The organism is Bythopirellula superficialaquae (genome assembly GCF_059632245.1).
In genome coordinates this window covers 3,932,371-3,951,829 of sequence record NZ_CP197426.1, presented here as the reverse complement: position 1 = coordinate 3,951,829, position 19,459 = coordinate 3,932,371, and the positions used below count along the sequence as shown (strand labels likewise).

The 19,459-nt window shown below is 54.9% G+C and carries 12 protein-coding genes; 8 read left to right on the top strand and 4 right to left on the bottom strand.

Annotation, left to right across the window (positions count from 1 at the left end):
* Positions 1–286: 286 nt before the first annotated feature.
* From SH678x_RS16305 to SH678x_RS16295, 3 genes are read left to right on the top strand one after another with little or no spacing between them, the layout of a single operon-like run.
* Positions 287–3,763 carry a transglutaminase family protein gene (locus SH678x_RS16305; protein WP_496919515.1) on the top strand — a complete coding sequence of 1,159 codons (3,477 nt, stop codon included), beginning with the start codon at positions 287–289 and terminating at the stop codon, positions 3,761–3,763.
* A 54-nt stretch (positions 3,764–3,817) separates the two neighbouring features.
* Positions 3,818–6,331 (top strand): circularly permuted type 2 ATP-grasp protein, encoded by a 2,514-nt coding sequence (locus tag SH678x_RS16300; RefSeq protein WP_496919514.1) that lies wholly within the window; start codon positions 3,818–3,820, stop codon positions 6,329–6,331.
* 3 nt (positions 6,332–6,334) lie between these two features.
* Positions 6,335–7,252 carry a transglutaminase family protein gene (locus tag SH678x_RS16295; protein WP_496919513.1) on the top strand — a complete coding sequence of 306 codons (918 nt, stop codon included), beginning with the start codon at positions 6,335–6,337 and terminating at the stop codon, positions 7,250–7,252.
* A 1-nt stretch (position 7,253) separates the two neighbouring features.
* On the opposite strand, the gene SH678x_RS16290 is transcribed toward SH678x_RS16295, so the two are convergent.
* Positions 7,254–8,066 (bottom strand): hypothetical protein, encoded by an 813-nt coding sequence (locus tag SH678x_RS16290; RefSeq protein WP_496919512.1) that lies wholly within the window; start codon positions 8,064–8,066, stop codon positions 7,254–7,256.
* A 277-nt stretch (positions 8,067–8,343) separates the two neighbouring features.
* Between SH678x_RS16290 and SH678x_RS16285 the strand changes: the two genes are divergently transcribed.
* The 3 genes from SH678x_RS16285 to SH678x_RS16275 are packed head-to-tail and all read left to right on the top strand — an operon-like array spanning position 8,344 to position 11,858.
* Positions 8,344–9,027: a vWA domain-containing protein gene (locus tag SH678x_RS16285; RefSeq protein ID WP_496919511.1), complete on the top strand. Its 684-nt coding sequence runs from the start codon at positions 8,344–8,346 to the stop codon at positions 9,025–9,027.
* A 1-nt stretch (position 9,028) separates the two neighbouring features.
* Positions 9,029–9,796 (top strand): PP2C family serine/threonine-protein phosphatase, encoded by a 768-nt coding sequence (locus SH678x_RS16280; protein WP_496919510.1) that lies wholly within the window; start codon positions 9,029–9,031, stop codon positions 9,794–9,796.
* Positions 9,789–11,858, top strand: coding sequence for a helix-hairpin-helix domain-containing protein (locus tag SH678x_RS16275; protein WP_496919509.1), 2,070 nt, complete (start codon positions 9,789–9,791; stop codon positions 11,856–11,858). The genes SH678x_RS16280 and SH678x_RS16275 overlap by 8 nt, the downstream gene beginning before the upstream one ends.
* A 5-nt stretch (positions 11,859–11,863) precedes the next feature.
* Here the strand turns inward: SH678x_RS16275 and SH678x_RS16270 are convergent, their stop codons facing one another.
* Positions 11,864–13,312, bottom strand: a complete 1,449-nt coding sequence (locus SH678x_RS16270) for an ATPase, T2SS/T4P/T4SS family (RefSeq protein ID WP_496919508.1) — start codon at positions 13,310–13,312, stop codon at positions 11,864–11,866.
* A gap of 198 nt (positions 13,313–13,510) precedes the next feature.
* Here SH678x_RS16270 and SH678x_RS16265 point away from each other — a divergent pair, with 198 nt between their 5' ends.
* Positions 13,511–14,446, top strand: coding sequence for a hypothetical protein (locus tag SH678x_RS16265; RefSeq protein ID WP_496919507.1), 936 nt, complete (start codon positions 13,511–13,513; stop codon positions 14,444–14,446).
* A gap of 9 nt (positions 14,447–14,455) precedes the next feature.
* Here the strand turns inward: SH678x_RS16265 and SH678x_RS16260 are convergent, their stop codons facing one another.
* Positions 14,456–15,901 carry a diguanylate cyclase domain-containing protein gene (locus SH678x_RS16260; RefSeq protein ID WP_496919506.1) on the bottom strand — a complete coding sequence of 482 codons (1,446 nt, stop codon included), beginning with the start codon at positions 15,899–15,901 and terminating at the stop codon, positions 14,456–14,458.
* A gap of 613 nt (positions 15,902–16,514) precedes the next feature.
* On the opposite strand from SH678x_RS16260, the gene SH678x_RS16255 reads away from it, so the two are divergent.
* The gene (locus SH678x_RS16255; protein ID WP_496919505.1) at positions 16,515–17,672 is read left to right on the top strand and encodes a hypothetical protein; all 1,158 of its coding nucleotides are present in this window, start codon (positions 16,515–16,517) and stop codon (positions 17,670–17,672) included.
* Positions 17,673–17,736: 64 nt separating this feature from the next.
* Here SH678x_RS16255 and SH678x_RS16250 read toward each other — a convergent pair whose 3' ends face one another.
* Entirely contained in the window at positions 17,737–19,323 is a 1,587-nt protein-coding gene (locus SH678x_RS16250; protein WP_496919504.1) for a prenyltransferase/squalene oxidase repeat-containing protein, read from the bottom strand.
* Positions 19,324–19,459: the final 136 nt, after the last annotated feature.

Below are 19,459 nucleotides of genomic sequence, written 5' to 3'. Positions count from 1 at the left end.
ATGTGTTTGTTTTCCACAATACTTAAGTCTATTTTCCGCACGAGAAATACTCGTTATTGGCAGTAGATTCTGCTGGACTTGGGCGGATTTTGGTTATACTAGGGGCGAATCTGATTGGCGCGGTCAGTTTTCCCAGGCAGGATAGAGAACCGGTATCGATGAGCCGCTAACCCCCCAGGCGGGTTGACTGGATCCAGATCCCTTGTGATCCACGAACCGGGTGCGCGACGAATCGGAACCCCACCTATTTACAATGCCCTTTGTTAGCCCTGCTTAGGGTCCCGCCATGGCTATACGTGTTGCGCTCCACCACCGTACCGAATACCGGTACGAAGATCCCTCGGAATTCGGACCTCATTTGGTCCGCTTGCGACCTGCCCCGCACACGCGCACGCCGATTCACAGCTATTCGCTCCGCGTCGAGCCTGCTGACCACTACCTGAACTGGCAGCAAGATCCGTATGGAAATTATGTGGGCCGCTTTGTGTTTCCCAAGCGGTCGACGAAGCTCGTCTTTGAAGTTGACCTGATCGCCGAAATGACGGTCATCAACCCGTTCGATTTTTTCCTCGAGCCAGCGGCGGAAGAATTTCCGTTCACTTATCATCCGACGCTGCTGCACGATTTGATGCCGTTCTTGCATGTATCGCCTGCGCTCGATAACTCGCCGTTGGCTGAGTACATCCGCACGGTGGATCGTCGTAAACGCCGCACCATTGATTTTTTGGTCGAAGTCAACCAGAAACTCAGCGAACACATTGGCTACCTCATTCGCTTGGAGCCGGGTGTTCAGTCCTGTGACGAAACGCTTTCCAAACGCAGCGGTTCCTGCCGCGATACGTCGTGGCTGTTGGTAAATATCCTACGCCACATGGGACTCGCCGCGCGATTCACTTCGGGCTATCTCATCCAGCTCAAACCCGACCAAAAATCGCTCGATGGTCCGTCGGGGGCTTCGGAAGATTTTACGGATCTACACGCCTGGGCCGAAGTCTTTCTGCCCGGTGCTGGCTGGGTGGGGCTCGATCCCACTTCTGGGTTGCTGACGGGCGAAGGTCATATCCCATTGGCCTGCACGCCCGAGCCAATTTCTGCCGCGGCAATCACGGGGACTACGTCGGAACCGCCGCTTGACTTCAAGTTCGAAATGACCCTCACACGGGTCCACGAAGATCCGCGCGTCACAAAGCCCTACTCCGACGAGCAGTGGGACAAAATCAATGCTCTTGGCCAGCAAATCGACGAGCACCTCCAAGCGGGCGACGTACGGCTCACGATGGGTGGCGAACCGACGTTCGTCTCCATCGACGATATGGAAGGCGAAGAGTGGAAAACGGCCGCCATGGGCGAGAACAAGCGCCGTCTTGCCGGTGATTTGCTGTGGCGGTTAAAGCATCGTTTTTCCAGTGGGTCGTTGATTCATTTTGGTCAGGGAAAATGGTATCCCGGCGAACCGCTCCCCCGCTGGTCGTTGAAGTGCTATTGGCGCAAAGATTTTGAACCCGTCTGGCAAGACGAATCGCTCATCGCCGACCCCATCAAGCCGGGAACGCACACTGTCGACGATGCCCGTCGTTTCGGACAGTTGCTCGCGCAGAAGCTGAGCGTGAATCCCGGGCATGTGATCGATGGCTTCGAGGACGCGCTCTTTTACACGTGGAAAGAGCGGCGCTTGCCGGTGAACGTCAACATTCGCGATTCCAAGCTCGAAGATGAAATCGAACGCGCTCGGATGGCACGCTTGTTTGAGCAAGGCATCACTGCCCCCGTGGGCTGCGTGTTGCCACTCCGCCGTGTTTGGTGGGCGCAGGAGCCGTATTGGGAAAGCGGCAAATGGATCGTTCGCAGCGAGGAAATGTTTTTGATCCCCGGCGATTCGGCCATGGGCTATCGCCTGCCTATTGTCTCATTGATGTGGTACCAGCAACCAGCGTTTGAAAAGTTTGGCTTTATGGCTGATCCGCTGGCGCCGCGTGGTCCATTGCCGCAATATCGCAGCTTGCGCGATCCCCAACACGCAACCTCGGCCATGATGAAGTTGGCTTATGCGGGCGGAGGCGGCGGGGGAACATACAGTGGGGATTGGAGTGGTGGCGACTGGTCAGGTCATGGAGAAGGCGCCCATCAGAGCGGCCAACATGAAGCCACAAATGGCTTTGGACATGGTCATGGCGAGAATGGTTTCTCATCCACCGGGGTGCCGATGCACTTCGCCACGGGTCAAAACGATCCGTCAAATGTGGTTCGCACGGCTCTCTGCATCGAGCCACGGGGCGGTGTGCTGCATCTCTTTATGCCCCCCATGGATCATTTGGTCGACTACCTCGATCTCATCGCAAAAATTGAAGCCACTGCGGCCGAGCTACAACTACCCATCGCGATTGAAGGCTATGAACCGCCCCACGATCACCGTTTGCAGCATTTGAAAGTGACACCCGATCCGGGGGTCATTGAAGTCAACGTGCAACCAGCGAGCAATTGGCGGGAACTCGTCGACATCACGAGCGGCGTCTATGAAGATGCCCGCAACAGCCGACTCGGCACGGAAAAGTTCGATCTGGACGGCTCGCATACCGGCACGGGGGGTGGTAACCACGTCGTGTTGGGCGGCCCGACTCCCAACGACAGTCCGTTTTTGCGTCGTCCCGATTTATTGAAGAGCTTGGTGGGCTTTTGGCACAACCATCCTTCGCTCTCCTATATGTTTTCGGGATCGTTCATTGGTCCGACGAGCCAAGCCCCGCGGGTCGATGAAGGCCGCCGTGATGCTCGCTATGAGTTGCAAATCGCCTTTGAGCAAATCACCGGCAAAAGTAATGTCGCCCCGTGGATCGTCGATCGTGTCTTCCGGAATTTGCTGGTCGACGTGACCGGCAACACGCATCGATCTGAATTTTGTATTGATAAGCTCTATTCGCCCGACTCGGGCACGGGTCGCTTAGGCCTCATCGAGTTCCGCGGCTTTGAAATGCCTCCCCATGCTCGCATGAGCCTCGCGCAACAAGTTTTGTTGCGGGCTTTGGTCGCCCACTTCTGGGAAGAGCCCTACAGCATCCCGCTCGTGGATTGGGATACCTCATTGCACGATCGCTTCTTATTGCCTCATTTTGCGCAATGCGATTTTGCCGACGTGATCGAAGAAATCGAGCGTGCGGGCTACAACATCGACTTTGAATGGTTTGGACCTCACTTCGAGTTCCGTTACCCGGTGATTGGCACGTTTGCCCAAGCCAATATCCATGTTGAGCTCCGTAAGGCCGTAGAGCCCTGGTATGTCTTGGGTGAAGAGGCAGGCGGAGGTGGAACGGCACGTTACGTCGATTCCTCGGTCGAGCGGATGCAAGTTAAAGTCAAGGGAATGACCAATCCCAGACACATTATTACCTGCAACGGACGGAAACTGCCGTTGCATCCGACCGGTACAGAGGGAGAATATGTGGCGGGCGTGCGTTATCGCGCTTGGCAACCACCGAGTTGTTTGCATCCAACGATTCCCGTTGATACGCCGTTGGTGTTCGACGTGGTCGATACTTGGCTGAAACGTTCGATCGGTGGAGCCACCTACCACGTGGGACATCCCGGGGGATTGAATCCCTCGTCGTTCCCCGTTAACGCTTTTGAAGCGGAGAGTCGGCGCGGAGCTCGATTCTCGGCAATGGGTCATCGCGGTGGCAGAATTGCCATTCCGCGTGACGAAGTGAATCCCGACTACCCCATGACGCTCGATTTGCGGCGTGGGCGTCAAAACGGACTATTGGCGTAAAGCAAAGGGTAAGCTCGTTCTGTTGTGAGCATTCTCGAGCCGGCAAAGCAACACGTGAATCTCTTCGGCGACTATACGTGCAATTCGCAGTCGTACGATGAAGTCTTCACCGCTGCGGGGAAGATGCATCCCCATTGGCAGCGGTTTGCCGAGGCGGCTGCGCACTTATCAAGCGATGAATTCAGCCGCCGCTGGCTGCAAGCTCAGCGACTATTACGCCAAAATAGCCTTGCCTATCCCGATCCGACTGATCCCCACGCCCGCAAACATCCTTGGGCGCTCGACGCTTTCCCGCTTGCGATTGGCGCGGACGAATGGCGCACCATGGCCGAGGGTTTACAGCAACGCGCTCACGTGTTGGATTTGGTGCTGCGCGATTTGTTTGGTCCGCAACGGTTACTGTGCGAAGGGATCTTGCCCCCCGAAGTTCTTTTTCGACATCCGGGCTTTCTTCTGCCATACGCTTCGCCGGAGAAACAACCCGACCGCATTCTGCATCTTTACGCCGCGGACTTGGCCCGTTCGCCCGATGGCCAATGGTGGGTCATGGGGGATCGCACCGAGGCCCCTTCGGGTGCCGGTTTCGCGCTCGAGAATCGTATCGCCATGTCGCGCATGATGCCCGACGTGATCCATCATTGCCGCATCGAACGGCACGCCCCCTATTTCAAAGCCGTACAGCGGCATTTGGAAAGCCTCGCACCGCAGCAAGACGACGAACCTCGCGTGGTGTTGTTGAGCCGCGCTGCGGGGACCGCCAACTATTTTGAAGATGCGTTTCTCGCGCGCTATTTGGGATACACGCTCGCCGAAGCCGGCGATCTCGACGTCCGCGACAACCAAGTATTTCTCAAAACTCTCGCGGGGCTGACGCGAGTGGATGTCTTGTGGCGGCGACCCAACAGCGAGCATTGCGATCCGCTTGAGCTTTCAATCGTCTCGCCGAGCGGCGTGGCAGGATTGGTACAAGCCGTGCGGAGCGGGGGTGTGGCTCTCGCCAATAAGCTAGGCAGCGGATTAGTGGAATCGCCAATCTTCATGGCGTTTTTCCCACAAATTTGTCAGCACCTATTGGGCGAGCCCCTCAAGATGCCCGGTATTGCTACCTACTGGTGTGGCGAAGACAAAAGCCGGCAGCATGTCCTCGCAAATCTCGACAAACTCGTCATCAAGCCGGCCTATCGCCGTCGGGGCTTCACTAGGAGTGAATCGCAAAGTTTTGCCAAGCTCACGCGGCGTGAAATCTCGGTGCTCATCGAAAAAGATCCTGGCAATTTTGTCGCACAAGAAGTTGTAACCCGCTCGACGGCCCCCGTGTGGTCGGAAGTGACAAGCGAACGTGCGTATGTCGCACTACGCACCTTTGCCGTCGCCAATGAGGATTCTTACGAGATCATGCCCGGCGGTCTCACGCGGCTCTCGGCCACGCTGGCTCCTTTGGAATTGTCGTTGCTCGATGGTGAAGGCAGCAAAGACACTTGGGTGCTTGCCGACGGGCCGGTGGAAAAAGTCACACTGCTGCAAACCGCCGACGAGCCGGTTCAGATTCGTCGTGGTGGTGTCGATCTTTCCAGCCGAGCGGCTGAACACTTTTTCTGGTTGGGACGGCTCTCAACTCGCACCGAATCGCTCGGCAAATGGGTGCGGGCCGTGGCTTCGCGATTGTCGAGCGAAGAAGACGCCGAAAGCGTGCCCGAATTGCCCATTCTGATTCGTGGGCTCGCCAGCCAGGGCATGATCGAGCCCGGTGTCGTGGTCGAAGAAATCCGCGAGCAGCTTCCCACGATCGAACGGCTCTTGCCTGCCGCCGTGTTCAATAACGACGACGTGAACGCGTTGCGCTCCACCGTCAGTCGCATGACGGTGCTGGCTTCCTCCGTGAGAGATTTGATGTCGCTCGACACGTGGCGGATCATCCGCCAGATGGACGACAACTTTTGGAGTTCTCCCAAAAGCGATGGATTGCTCGACGTGATGGAAAAAGTCAACGAACTGTTGGTACAGCTCGCGGCTTTGGGTGGTAATGTCGCCGACAGCATGACCCGCACGCATGCCTGGAGGTTTTTGGATTTCGGCCGCCGCTTGGAACACGCCCTACAAACCGCGACGCTGCTTTCCAGCGTGCTCGATGCCAAGAGCTCCGCGGATCACGCGCTCTTGGAATCGTTGCTCGAAATTTGTGACGGTCTGATGACGTACCGGTTCCGCTATTTCTCGCGGATGCAACTTGCTCCTGTGCTCGACCTGCTGTTGTGCGACGACACAAACCCGCGCTCTGTGCTGTATCAAGTCATTCAGTGCTTTAACCACGTGAATCAATTGCCCCGCGATATTCACGGGCCTAATGTGCGGCCAGAACAAACCTTGGTGGCTTCGGTTTCAACACTGCTGAAAACGACAAATAGTCAGGAAATCGCCGCCGCCTATAATGCGGGCGATCCCAAGCCGCTCAAGTCGTTACTCCAGTACATTGAAGACACGTTGCCGAAGCTTTCCGACGCGATTTCGCATCGCTACTTTTTCCATTCGGGACCCGTCGTTCAACTGGCGAGAATCAGCCCCTCGTAAGCCATGCAATACACTGTTCAGCACACAACTTGGTATGCCTACACCGAACCGGTGCCCAATTGCCACAACATGGTGCACTTGGCTCCGCGTAATACGCCTCGTCAGACCTGCCGGCAGCATCGCTTGGTGATCGAGCCGACCCCTTCGACGCTCGCTCGACGGGATGATTATTTCGGGAACGCGGCCGATTATTTTTCGGTCCGCGGCGCGTTGATGGGGCTCAAAGTTACGGCCGAAAGTCAGGTCGAAGTCTACGAAGCGCCTGAGTATGAAAAGCTCCCCTCCCCAGCGTGGGAAACTCTTACACATCAGCGCCGTGACAAATACGATCGCAATTCGCTGGAGATCTTGCAGTTCACGTTTGCCTCGCCGCGGATTCGCTTGTTCCCCGACATGTTTCGCTACGCCGCGTCGAGCTTCCCGGCGGAACGCCCGATTCTCGGGGCCTTACGCGATCTGACGACGCGAATTCACACGGATTTCAAATTCGATTCCCGGGCGACGACCGTCAACACACCACTTGATGAACTTTTACAAATTCGCCGGGGCGTGTGCCAGGATTTTGCGCATTTGGCCGTCGGTTGTGTCCGTTCGATGGGACTCGCTGCCCGATATGTGAGCGGCTACATCTGCACCGAACCGCCCCCAGGCCAACCACGGCTCGTGGGAGCCGATGCGTCCCATGCCTGGGCTTCGGTCTATTGCGGTGAGAAGTTGGGCTGGGTCGACATCGATCCCACTAATGACATGTTCGCCAGCGACGAGCATATTTGCATCGGCTGGGGCCGAGACTACAGCGACATCTGCCCAATTCAAGGGACATTTGTCGGAGGCGGCGATCACACGATGGGGGTGAGCGTCGACGTCGCTCCGCAAGAACAACGCCCCAAAGGACCGACGCAGTCGCAATCTCAGGGTTGAACTACTCGGACTGACCACGAACAACATCGTCGCGGCCATACTTCGCGGCGATGAACGCTTCGTTATCTACCTTTTCAAAGCTCGCCAGATATTTGCGTGCTTCATCCAGGCGTGCCCGATCCTCGCGCGACAGTCGCCACGAGAACAAATGAGTGGCCCGCAGCATGGACTTATTTGCTTTGAGCGTGCGACGAATCTCCACCGGCATCACGCCGTATTTTTCTAGTGAGCTGTTGAGTTCCAAGCGTGGCCCTGGAGGGGGTGTGCTGTTCATCATCGTATTGAGCCGCGTGTACCAATCGGTGAATTCGCGGTAACGAGAGAGCAGGGGGGCGCTGTCCGCGGGAATCGTGGCAACGTTGTATTCCCACAGGTCGCTGGTGAGCATCAGCACGCCGCTATCGCGGTCGAAAGATTCTTTGAATTTCGGATTCGCTGAAAATTTCAACAGCGGGTCTTTTTGATCGGCAGCCCAGCTTGAGAGTTTATCCATCAGTCCGGCAATACGTTCGGTCGAAACTTCAGTACGTCGGGCACTGCCGACGTCGAGCAGAATAAACTGTCCACCGTTGCCGGGAGTGGGGGCGCGGAAAATAGCGATCTGTTCGGGATTCTCCACGAAGTCGTAAACCGTGTTCTTGTCGAACAGCGTGACCGTATGGCTCAGCGGCTTTTCCTCTTCTTCATCGCCGCCAAAAACTTTGGTCTCGATGCGAAGCTCTTCGGCGTAGCAGGCAACGGTGCCGACGGGGGCAGCAAACGGGCTTAGCAAGATCAGCAGCAATGGGGCGAAAGGAGAATAAGATGTTCGCATGATGCTAGGGTTCCTATGCTTCCGACGGCCACGAAATAAACGGGTCCGAAGAATAGGAGGAATGCGGAGTCAGGTAAACAGCGTTTTTGTCGCAAAATCGCTAGCAAAAATTGCTCAACCCGCAGATTTTCACTAGCCCGAGGGGTGTACTGAAAATACTTGAACGATGCTGGCATTCGGGCCATACTAGGGTGCTAGTTGAAATCAAGGAGTTTGGCGATGCCAGCGTGAAATCACTGGCCGCGAGCCCGTCCGCATGACAGGGGTAGAGTCGAGCATGGAACAAGTTTCTGCTGAAAGTGCCTTCAGTTCAGTTGAGTTCGCTGAGAACCCAGAGCCACGGGTTCCTTGTGTGTTGATCGTCGACACGTCGACTTCGATGCACGGCCCACGGATTACGGAACTCAATAAAGGCTTAGAAATATATCGCCAGGAGTTGATGGCCGACCCGCTAGCATCCAAGCGAGTCGAAGTTGCCATCGTGACCTTTGGCGGACGGGTCACCCGATTGGTCGAATTCACGACGGCCCTCGAATTCGATCCGCCGAAGCTGCAAGTGATCGGCGGCACTCCGATGGGTGAAGCCATCAACGTCGCGCTCGACATGATCGAAGAGCGTAAGGCTTGCTATCGTGAAAACGGAATTGCCTACTATCGACCGTGGGCTTTCCTAATCACCGACGGCGAACCAAACGATCACTGGAAGCCGGTCGTGTCACGAGTTCATGCCGGCGAAAAATCCAAATCGTTCTGCTTCTTTGCGGTCGGAGTCGAAGGGGCCAACATGTCGGTCCTCGACGAGATTTGCGTTCGCAAGCCATTGTGGTTGCAGGGCATGAAATTCCGCGAGCTATTCAGTTGGTTATCCAACTCTCAGCAAGCGGTTTCGCGTTCCTCACCGGGGGAAGAAGTGCCGTTGGAAGATCCAACGAGCGGACCGCGCGGGTGGGCCCAGATCTAATATGGCAATCGCATGGCGCACCATCTCACGAAGCGTCCAGGGCAAATCCCACTTGGCGGATGGTACTCCGTGCCAAGATAGCAGCCGGGTACGCACACTCGATGGCAAAGCCGCGGGCACGCTCGTGGCCTGCGTGGCCGACGGTGCAGGTTCCGCAAAACACAGCGGCACAGGTTCGCTCGTGATCTGCAATGCCGTGGTCGAGAGCGTCGACGCCTTTCTGGAAGGGGGCGGTTCCATTGCTGCGATTGATGCGCAGCAGGCGATTGCCTGGTGTGATTTGGCGCGCAGTCGCATCGAAGAAGAAGCTTCGGCTCGCGATGCCCGCACAAACGATTTCGCCACCACGATTTGTACGGCCATTCTATCTCCGACCGGTTCCTGTTTTTTTCAGATCGGCGATGGGGCCATCGTCCTGAGGAGCGGTGTTTCGTGCGGAGCCGTGTTCTGGCCAGATTCCGGCGAATATGCCAACACCACGACATTTATCACGTCCAAAGAATACCGCGATAAGTTGCAGTTTTACGTAACACCAAACACGTACTCCGAAGTTGCACTGTTCACCGATGGCATCGAACGGATTGCCTTGCGTTTCGACACGCAAACGCCTCATCCTCCCTTTTTTGAGCCATTATTTCAGGCCTTGGGAACATTAGAGAATTGGCAAAGCTTGGGAGAAAATCTTGAGCAATTTCTAAAATCCGAATCTGTCTGCCGCCGTTCCGACGACGACAAAACCCTCATCCTGGCTTCGCGATCCAATGATTAGTGCCCCCAAATTAGTGGACTCGCGCGGCGAAGAAGTTCGCCTGGGTGAGACGATTGGCAAAGGGGGCGAGGGGAGCGTTTACGCCGTCGAGACGGACGACCGTTTGGTCGCCAAGCTCTATCATCAACGTCCTTTGCCGACGGAGACGTTTGAAAAACTGCAGGCGATGATCACGCGGCGTACCTCGGCGCTCGAGGCCATCTCGGCCTGGCCTCGAGAGTTGTTGCTTGATCCCCGCAGTCGCGATGCCTTGGGCATTCTCATGCCCAACGTGAGCAAGTCCAAAACGCTCCACGAACTGTACGGCACGGCCAATCGCCGTCGTAATTTTCCGGAAGCTCGCTGGCATCACATGGTGCTGGCGGCACGCAATGTGGCTGCGGCCTTTGAATCCATGCACGCGGCAAACATTGTCGTCGGCGACGTCAATCAAGGCAACTTGATGGTCGACCAAAACATGTGCGTGCGATTTATCGATTGCGATTCCTTTCAAATCGAAGCCAATGGCCATGTGTTTCCCTGTCCAGTGGGCACTCCGCACTTCACGCCGCCGGAACTCCAATCGCTGAAACTGCGCGACGTCCGCCGCACCGAAGATCACGACCGCTTTGGACTCGCGATTATGATCTTTCACCTGCTGTTCGTGGGGCGGCATCCGTTCGCCGGGCGTTTCAACGGACCCGGCGAATTGACCATCGAAAAAGCAATTGCCGAGAAGCGGTTCGCGTTTTCCAAGAATTCCAAGGACACTCTGGTTTCTCCTCCACCGGCTTCACTGCTGTTGACCGATCTGCCGCCGAGCGTGGCGGATCTGTTCGAGTGGGCCTTCCGCGGTCGTGATGGTGAAGAAGGCCGACCCACTGCGCATATGTGGGTCGAACAACTCGAAGCCCTCATCAAGCAGCGGCGTGTTTGTTCGTTTGATCCGGCCCACGTCTATTACAGCATGCTACGCGAGTGCCCATGGTGCCGCATCGAAGACGAAGGAGGCCCCGTCTTTTTCGTTGCCGATGGCGGGGCGTCAACCGTTTCCAAGGGACGACTTGAGGAACTCGATCGCCGGATTCAAAAGCTGCAGATTCCTGGCTTTGTCGATATTCCCGCGAACAAGCTGCCGATGCCGCAGGTGCTCAAACCCACCAAGCCGACGGAAAAAACAAAGGCCTCGGCAAGCGACGTGGCTGCGACGGCCATGATCGCCGCGGCGAGCGTTTGCCTCTTAGGAATCAAGTGGCCCATCGCCTTAGGACTGGGAGCTGTGGGTACGGTGGCTGCAGGTGGGTATTTAATTTTCAGCAAAGCAGGACGAGCACGCCGCAAGGAAAGCGATACCTTGCTCACGCAACTTCAGCAAATCCAAGCTCAACTTGCCAAAGGGGCGCAAGTCGTGCTTGGTAAACACCGTCAACGCAAGAAGCAGTTTGATAATTCCGTCGAGGATTTGAAAAACGCCTACGAGCACTATCAAGCCGAGGAAGGCCAATTGCAGGACGTGTTGGTTTTGCAGCGCGGCTCGCAATTAAATCGTTATCTCGCCAGCAATTTACTGCAAGACAACATGCGGAAGATTCCCGGTTTGAATTCCTCGATGCTTTCCATGTTGCAATCATTCGGCGTGGAATCGGCGCTCGACGTCGACAACCTCAAGTTGATGGGAATCCCGATGCTCGGTCCAGGACTAACGCTCGATTTGATGACCTGGCGGGAACAAGTCGCCAGCGGTTTCAAGTTCAAGCCTGAGCATGGTGTGTCGTTTGAGGACACGAAGCAAGCGGGCGAAAGTGCGCTTCGGAAATTCAAGATCTCTCAAGCTCGCAAGGTTCTGATGGGGGCCACGCAGCTCGACGCGATGGCCGAAGTGGGCCTTGCGGAAACCAATCGCGATTTGAAGAAGTACAATGAACTTGCCGAACGCGGCAAACACATTGCTCGGCAATTACAAGAGTTCCAAAGTAACCGCCGTCCGTTGGAACGCCGCTTGAACACAAATCCTTATATCACCGCGACCGTGGCGTTGACGATTCCACTCGTAGCGTGGGTCTTGTGGATGATTCTCGGGTAGGGTACTTACCAGTTGAGGGCTTCGAGAATCTCGCCCAAGCTGGTGGCCCCCGCAAGTAGCTTATCGACCGCATCATCTTTAAGCCGCGGAATCTTATTCTCTCGCATGTAGTCGGACACTTCAACTTCGTCGCATTTCTCGATAATGCGCCGTGTTAGTTCTTCGTCGATCGCGAGCATTTCGAAGATACCCACCCGGCCACGAAAACCGCGTTCGCCGCAGAGTTCGCATTTCCCCGGTTCGTAGATTATGCTCCCTTCAATATGGGGAACTCCGAGGCTGGCCGCTTCCACGGCCGTGATGTTGCGTGGTTTACGGCATTGTGAGCAAAGCCGCTTTACAAGCCGCTGGGCAACCGAAAGACGCAGCGTAGCCGCCACCTGGAAGGGCTGCACTCCCATATCGATCAGGCGGGTGATGACGCCGGCCGCGGAATTGGTATGTAAGGAACTAAAGACCAAATGTCCCGTGAGGGCGGCCTTGAGGGCGATGTCCGCCGATTCAAAATCGCGAATTTCGCCGATCATGATCACATCGGGATCGCTGCGCAAAATGTTGCGCAGCACGGTAGTGAATTGCAGCTTATCGGCGTCGTCGACTTCCGATTGGGCGACTCCCACGATATCGAATTCCACGGGGTCTTCAACAGTAATGATGCGTCCGGGGAAATTTGCGAGTCGATGTCGCAGGGCCGCGTAAAGCGTGGTCGATTTACCGCTCCCCGTCGGGCCGGTCATCAAAATCATCCCCTGCTTCTGCGCCGCGAATTTGACGAACGTGTCGTACGCTTTTTTCGACATGCCCAACCGGTTGAGCGTGAGATTCTCGGTTTCCATCGCCAACAGACGCAGCGTCATCCGTTCGCCATGGGTCGTGGGGAGACAAGCCGCGCGAATGCTGATCTTGCGCTTATCCTCTTCGAAATAATGGATGAAAGCGCCGTCCTGCGGCAGCCGCCGCTCGGCGATGTCCATATTCGAGAGGACTTTGTACCGGCTCACCACCGCGTTGTGCAAATTCTTGGGCAGCTTACGAATTGTTTCCAAATCGCCATCGACGCGTATTTGAATGAGCGTGATACTTTTCTCTGGATCGATATGGATATCCGAGGCACCTCGCTGGAAAGCTTCTTTAAGAACCTCGTCGCACATCCCCACGATATCAGGCGGCTCGCCAGCAACGGCCGAATCATCCTTTTTACGTAAGCCGCGAACAAGATTGCCGATCTTGCCTTTCGTAGGCTTGTCCTCGGCAGGTTTCTCTGTTTCTTGGATGACTGTCGTGACTTCCAGGCCCGGAACATAGGCGGCAATCACCCATTCCTGCGAATCCACGTTGCGGACCCGGTGTGTCGGCATGAGATTCCCCGCCGCCGCCCACTTCTGCAACTTTTCCAAGGTGTAGGGGCCGTAGGTGTTGCCGTCGCCGATTTCAAAGTACCACTGGTCGTTCATACGCATAGCCCGAAGAAAGCACGACTCATCACGAATTGCATTGTATTTCAACACGCTTCAGACGGGTAGCAGTCGTGCTGGGGACTAAATACTTCAGATTCTAACCAGTTTCAGTTGTAGCGATTGTGCTGACGCATCGAGCTCGAACCGCTTTCTGGCAGCATTTTTTGATGGAAATCGTCTGCCCGCCACGGGAAAATGAAGAGACGATCTCCTCGTCCGTTCCCTCTCCTCTTCGTGTTTGCCAAGTTCATGGGCATTATTCCCCGCGGCAGTCGCCAAATCGTTTGTTTGCTTGTTGCTTTGCTCGCCTCGCCGCTTTTTGCAGGCGAGACGTTACAAGTAACTACGGCTGATGGCCGCGTGCTGTCTGGTGAAGTTGACCGCCAGAGCAACAGCGAAACGCTTTGGCTCCGCTTGTTGCAAGACAATATCATTCTCACAACGGCCGTCAGTTGGTCCGACGTCGTCAGCGCAATGCTCAATGGGCAAGCGATTCCTGTGGCTGATATCGTAGGTGATCTTGGCAGATACGCGACGAGTGCCCCGCAAACTTTTTTAACGCAATACGAACCCGTCCCGATCGAAACTCAAACGGTTTCTCAACAAACTAACTACACACTCAAGCCCAAGATCGCCACCATCCAAGTCGAAGCGGGGCTTGCCAACCTCGACCGCACGGTTGAGCTGGATGGTCTGCTCATGTCACTGGCCGCCTTTGATACCAATGGAATCGTCACACCGTATCGTGGCACACTTAATGCTCGCCTGATCGTGCAACGCACCAATTTCCACACGGGGCGAATTAGTTTTGATGAGTTTCAACGCTGGTCGGTGCGCGTTGGCGAGAAGAATTTCTATGATCAAATTGCTCAACTCTCTTTGCCATTCCATCGGCCGTCCCCCGATTTTGATTGGGAAGTCTGCCCGAGTGCGATTCTAAATGTGCGACTGGGCGTGCCAGGGCAGGGGAATTACGAGGCAAGCGTTCCTGTGACGATTCGCGAAGTCAATCCTCTGCGCGATACTATGCAAAATTGGATAGGGACGCGATTCTATCGCGATGAGCTCACCCACAACACTCGGCACGACGGCACGCAGCTTCTTCACATGGGTTACCGTCCGTCGCCGTAGACGAATTAGCTAAGCATTGCTGTAGCCCGGCATCGAACAATAGTCGTGTTCGTGGAACACGACGCAACCGCCGCCAGCTGCCGTGGCGGAATTCAGCGCGTTTTCCACGTTGTGAATAATCGTTCCCGGATGTTCGCTGCGACCGACTTCGCTGACGCCAATGCTGACAGCATAAGATAATCCAGGATATTGCATGTCGTGATAGTTGGCCGCCCGCATACAAAGGCGACGTAGTGGAAAAGCAGCTCCTTGAATCGTTGTCGAGGGCATCAGTATGCCAAAACTGTCTTCGCTGTAACGAACAATCAAGTCGGTTTCGCGAAGTTCCGAGCCAATCATCCGCGCGACCGTCGCCATCAGGCTTTTCAAAGTCCGCAGTTGATTCTCAGACGTGGCGGCATATTGATCCACCTTCACAAGGGCCACCACGACATCCACGCCATAGCGATTTCGCTCGGCCGTGCGGCGTCGCAGTTCTTCGATAAGGACACGCTGAGTTGGCAGGCCCGTGGTTTCGTCGGCAAATCGTTCGTCACCCGAGGAACTTGCCGTGCCTTGATCGGCGGCAAGATCGCCGTATTCGGTCTTGATGCCAATGCCATGATGCTGGCACGTCGTGCCATCGTGATAGTGAACGCTATTGCGGCCAGCTTCCTTGGAAGAATAGAGCGCGGCGTCTGTTCGCTTGGTGAAGGAAAGGGCATCCTCACCCACCTGCAATTGGGCAAAACCAATGCTCACGGTCACACGTAGCGTGAGGCTTTCGTAAGTAAATCTTTGTTCTTCAACCAGTCGGCGGATTCTTTCGGCCACGTCTTTGGCTTCTTCAAAGCTGATGCCGGGCAGGATAATTGCGAACTCTTCACCCCCATAGCGGGCCACAAGATCGGCTTTGCGAACCATGACTTGCAATGTTTGTGCAACGCCTTGCAGCACCGCGTCGCCGGCAGGATGGCCGTAGCGGTCGTTGAATTTTTTGAAGTGATCGATATCGATGAGCATCAGAATCAACGGCGTTCCATCACGTTCCCACTGGGAGATCCGCCGGGTGAGCTCAAATTCGTAAGCACGTCGATTGGCGATCCCAGTAAGGGAATCGGTAAGTACGTCTTTCTTATGAGCCTGGCGGAGCGTATCAAGTGCTTCATGCCAATTGTCACTCAACCGGCCCACCATCATTGAGATCAGGAGCAAAGTCGAGGACCATAATATGAAAACGAGTAGATTTCGCAGCGGAATCTGGGCGACCGCCTCATTACCAAATTTTGGCAAGAAGATAATCGTCGCGCAGAGAATACAAAACAGCGCCATCAGACGCGCGCGGTATCGGCCCAGGCAAAATCCCGTGAGAACCACCGGCACGTAGAATAAGTGCAGTAGCAACGTGTCCTCAATCTTGTACGACCACATAAAGAATGTGACGCACAACACGGCAAGGACTAGGAAGTTTTCCAAGAACGACATTCTCTGGGACGAGCAGCTGCCGTTAATGTGAAGCGATGAGAACATGCAAGGGGAATCTGCGGGGCGCGAATGGTGCAATCAACAGTAGGTGTGCAAGAAAACGCCCCCTTACGCGGCACATCAGGGCGCAGGAATTCTCTGTTTCAAATTTAGGTCGCCTGACTGCCAGACATCGCGAAAATGCGCGAGCAAGGCATGAAATTGCGTAAATGCGTGAGGCAATGCTCGGCATAATTCAATGGCATATTTCGCACAACCGTTAGAATCCCACTGGCTGGCTTGTCTACGAGCAGTTTGATGCTGGTAACGGCAAAAAAGCGGGTGCACCAATGGTCAACCCTATGCGACAGCAAGACCTTGCGAGACGCGTAAAAAGTAATGATCACCGAGACCTGAGCGATGATTCCAAATTGATCATGAAGATGTTATTTGCCACAAACGAATTTTGAGAAATTACTTTTGTGATTGGTCCGCCACCGCCATACAATGAGCGGCACTGAATTCGCGGCCGACTAGCTCACCGCGACACGATCTGATGGAAGCGACCTGTTGGCAAGCGTTGCTTGTGGGCAATGATCAATCTTCTCGAACCGGGGAATACAGAATGTTTCGTAATGCTCTGCAGAAGCGTCTTAGTTTTGAATCGTTAGAAGAAAAAGTCCCGCTCGCCGCGGACTTGACCGTCGAGGTCGTGAATGGCGATCTTGTGATCACCGGTGACGCGAACCCTAACTCTTTTATTCTCGAACCCGGTGACGGTGGCGGGCAGTACCGTATTCTTAATCGTGGGCCTTTAGGGGATACGATCAATGGCGATACGAATCAAATCTTGTTTGTTAATGGCGTAACACGCGACGTGATCATCAATTTGGGAGAGGGCGATGACGTCGCTCGCATCTATGGCTTTCCCCAAATCGATAATTCCCGCGATCTGAATCTGCCGCGGGATTTGATCATTAACGCCGGTGCGGGCAATGATCAAATCTATATCGGCATCAACGAAGATTTCGATTTCGGTACAACCATTTCTGGCCCTGTCAACATCGGCCGTGATCTCACAATCAATGGCGGATCGGGCGATGAAATCGTCTGGACGACCGACATCAGCGTGGGTGATGACTTGAGCTTGGTTGATACCAATGGCAATATTGACTTCCAGAATTATGATGGCAACGTGTTTATTTCTGGAGATCGTTCCTACGTGACAGACAATGTGACAGTGCTCACTGGCTCGGGTGCTGATATCGCAGGTGTGGTCGATATGGTGATTGGCGGCGATGTGACAATGTCGCTAGGGGGTGGTGACGATTACGGCGCGGTCTTCGTTGCCGAAGTGGGTGGTAATGTCACCATGAGCCTTGGTGCTGGCAGCAACACGACCCAAGTCGAAAGTGCCGTCATCGGCGGCAATCTGGGCGTTGCGGCGGCAGGTACAAACATTGTCAATATTCTCGGTGTCGACGCCGATAACGTCACGGTGCTTACTGCCAACGGTGATGATTTTGTCTTGCTTGCCACGGTGAATACTAGCATCGGAATTGTAGCCACTTTCGGTGGTACTGATCGCGTGGAAATCGTGGATTCGGCTTTTGATCTACTGACTGTGGAATTGGGTGCAGGTAACGATGCCCTGGCCCTTTTAGACGTCCAAGTGTCACTACTATCCATCCTAAGTGGTGGCCGTGGCACCGATGGTTTCGAAGATCTGGGCGGCAACGATCTGGGTTTGCTTTTGGATTTTGGCTTTGAAGCCTTTAGCTGAAACGATTTACGCAGGTAGGATTTCATAAGCCCCGAGGGATTGCTCTCGGGGCTTTTTTCTCTTGCTACGGCGCCATGTCGATGAAATCCGCTTGATACATAGGCATATAGCGGTAATAAACTTCGAGCGTCAGAATAGCCAACGTCGTAGTATAGAGCCTGCCACCCCGATCGCTCCAAGCTTCATCAATATACCAACTGCCGGTTTCGTGGCCGTCTTTCGCCTGGGTTGTGATGAGATAGTTTCGCATTCGTGGATTCCATTTTTTCCAAGCATTTCCCCCCAAATGATGCAGGACTTGGCTTGTGTAGTAATTGAAATACATGTTGCTATCGCGGGGGTGTTGCGAGGCTAGCAGTAATGCTCCCTTGAGAAGCGGTGGGTGCCTGCGTGGCCAGCCAATCATCAAGCGGCCGTATAAACCCACGGCGGTCATCGAAGGCCGACGATTGGAAGGTTCCTGATATCCATATGTCGCACCTTTTTCATCCTGAACGCTGTCAATGAATTCGCTCGCTCGATACCAAACATGACGGGGGACTTCCAAGCGGCCAAGCACACCGCTTTTTAGTGCCATTAATTGCCAACCCGTTACTGAAAGATCCCCGGGCTCCTTTGGTTCGTAACGCCAACCCCCACCCTCATTCTGCGCGTAGGCAATAAAGTTGACCGCTTCCTGAGCAGGCCCTTTGAGTTGTGCATCAAGCGTCATCGCGTAGGCTTCGCATAAAGCGAGCGATGCAATTGCATGGGAATACATGTCACCGCTTTTGCGCACGAGCAGAATATTGTCGATCGGATTCGAAACCACCGAAACATCACGCAAATCCCCACCATCAGCCGTGAGTTTCATGCGGTTGATGAGAAAATAGATCGCCTTGGAAACGACTTCTTGATAAGGTCCTTCATGATGGGTATATCCTGCTCCCAAGAAGCAAAGCAACCCGAGCCCTGTAGAAGCCGTATTCGATTCAATGAGCCCAGGATTACGGCATTGGTCGGCACATTGAGGACAATGCTTGGCATCTAAAAAAAATGTCCAACTCCCATTCTCGAGCTGATGATCGACCAGCCAACGAAGACCCGCTTCCACAGCTTTCTCGCTGGCCTCAGAGCCCCCTCCTGACAAAGCCATCCCCTGACGATTTTCCAAGCGGCGGCCTTCGAGCCCTCCACCGGGCATCGCGAGGGGTGAACCAATCTCTTCATAATTCATTGCCAGATCGTCTACGGACGCTGTGGCATGCGGAGCGAGCAGGGGCGGCGCCACTTCACTCATATCACTGCCCAGCCTCTGATCAGGTAGCCCCATGGGTGAAGGAGCATCACGAGCTTCGCTTGGTTCGTCGCCGGTGATGTCGACGGTGCTTAACTCCACGTCGAGATCGTCGACAACTTCAGCAGGATCAACAGAACTCTCGAAACTCCAGTCGGGCCCCACGCCGGGCTGAATGATTGTTATGAACGACAGCAGGAGGACGATCAAAAAGTGTGCTAATCCGCTAGCAAGCCAAGACGACGACTCGCTGTCTAGCAACCAGTTTTTAAGCCATGGCCACGCCCCATGCGATGTTTGGTTGCCTGCTGGCGATTGAGGCTGCGGAGGCGCTGCTTTAGCGTTTGAAGTGTCATGGGCGGAGGGAGGATTCATGACGAACGCCTCGACGCCTTGGTTACAGGTTGGTCGGCTGAGACCGCGTTTTGTTCCAGTTCCTTAAGGATAGAGACCATCAGCAGTTGGCCAAAGGGCCAAAATCAGCCCATTTTGGCGGTATTCCTTAATAAGC

What these genes read in the sequence shown, in the direction of transcription:
- SH678x_RS16305 (WP_496919515.1), top strand. Translation starts at nt 287, where the DNA reads ATGGCTATACGTGTTGCGCTCCACCACCGTACCGAATACCGGTACGAA.
- SH678x_RS16295 (WP_496919513.1), top strand. Translation starts at nt 6,335, where the DNA reads ATGCAATACACTGTTCAGCACACAACTTGGTATGCCTACACCGAACCG.
- SH678x_RS16290 (WP_496919512.1), bottom strand. Translation starts at nt 8,066, where the DNA reads ATGCGAACATCTTATTCTCCTTTCGCCCCATTGCTGCTGATCTTGCTA.
- SH678x_RS16285 (WP_496919511.1), top strand. Translation starts at nt 8,344, where the DNA reads ATGGAACAAGTTTCTGCTGAAAGTGCCTTCAGTTCAGTTGAGTTCGCT.
- SH678x_RS16280 (WP_496919510.1), top strand. Translation starts at nt 9,029, where the DNA reads ATGGCAATCGCATGGCGCACCATCTCACGAAGCGTCCAGGGCAAATCC.
- SH678x_RS16275 (WP_496919509.1), top strand. Translation starts at nt 9,789, where the DNA reads ATGATTAGTGCCCCCAAATTAGTGGACTCGCGCGGCGAAGAAGTTCGC.
- SH678x_RS16270 (WP_496919508.1), bottom strand. Translation starts at nt 13,312, where the DNA reads ATGAACGACCAGTGGTACTTTGAAATCGGCGACGGCAACACCTACGGC.
- SH678x_RS16265 (WP_496919507.1), top strand. Translation starts at nt 13,511, where the DNA reads ATGAAGAGACGATCTCCTCGTCCGTTCCCTCTCCTCTTCGTGTTTGCC.
- SH678x_RS16255 (WP_496919505.1), top strand. Translation starts at nt 16,515, where the DNA reads ATGTTTCGTAATGCTCTGCAGAAGCGTCTTAGTTTTGAATCGTTAGAA.
- SH678x_RS16250 (WP_496919504.1), bottom strand. Translation starts at nt 19,323, where the DNA reads ATGAATCCTCCCTCCGCCCATGACACTTCAAACGCTAAAGCAGCGCCT.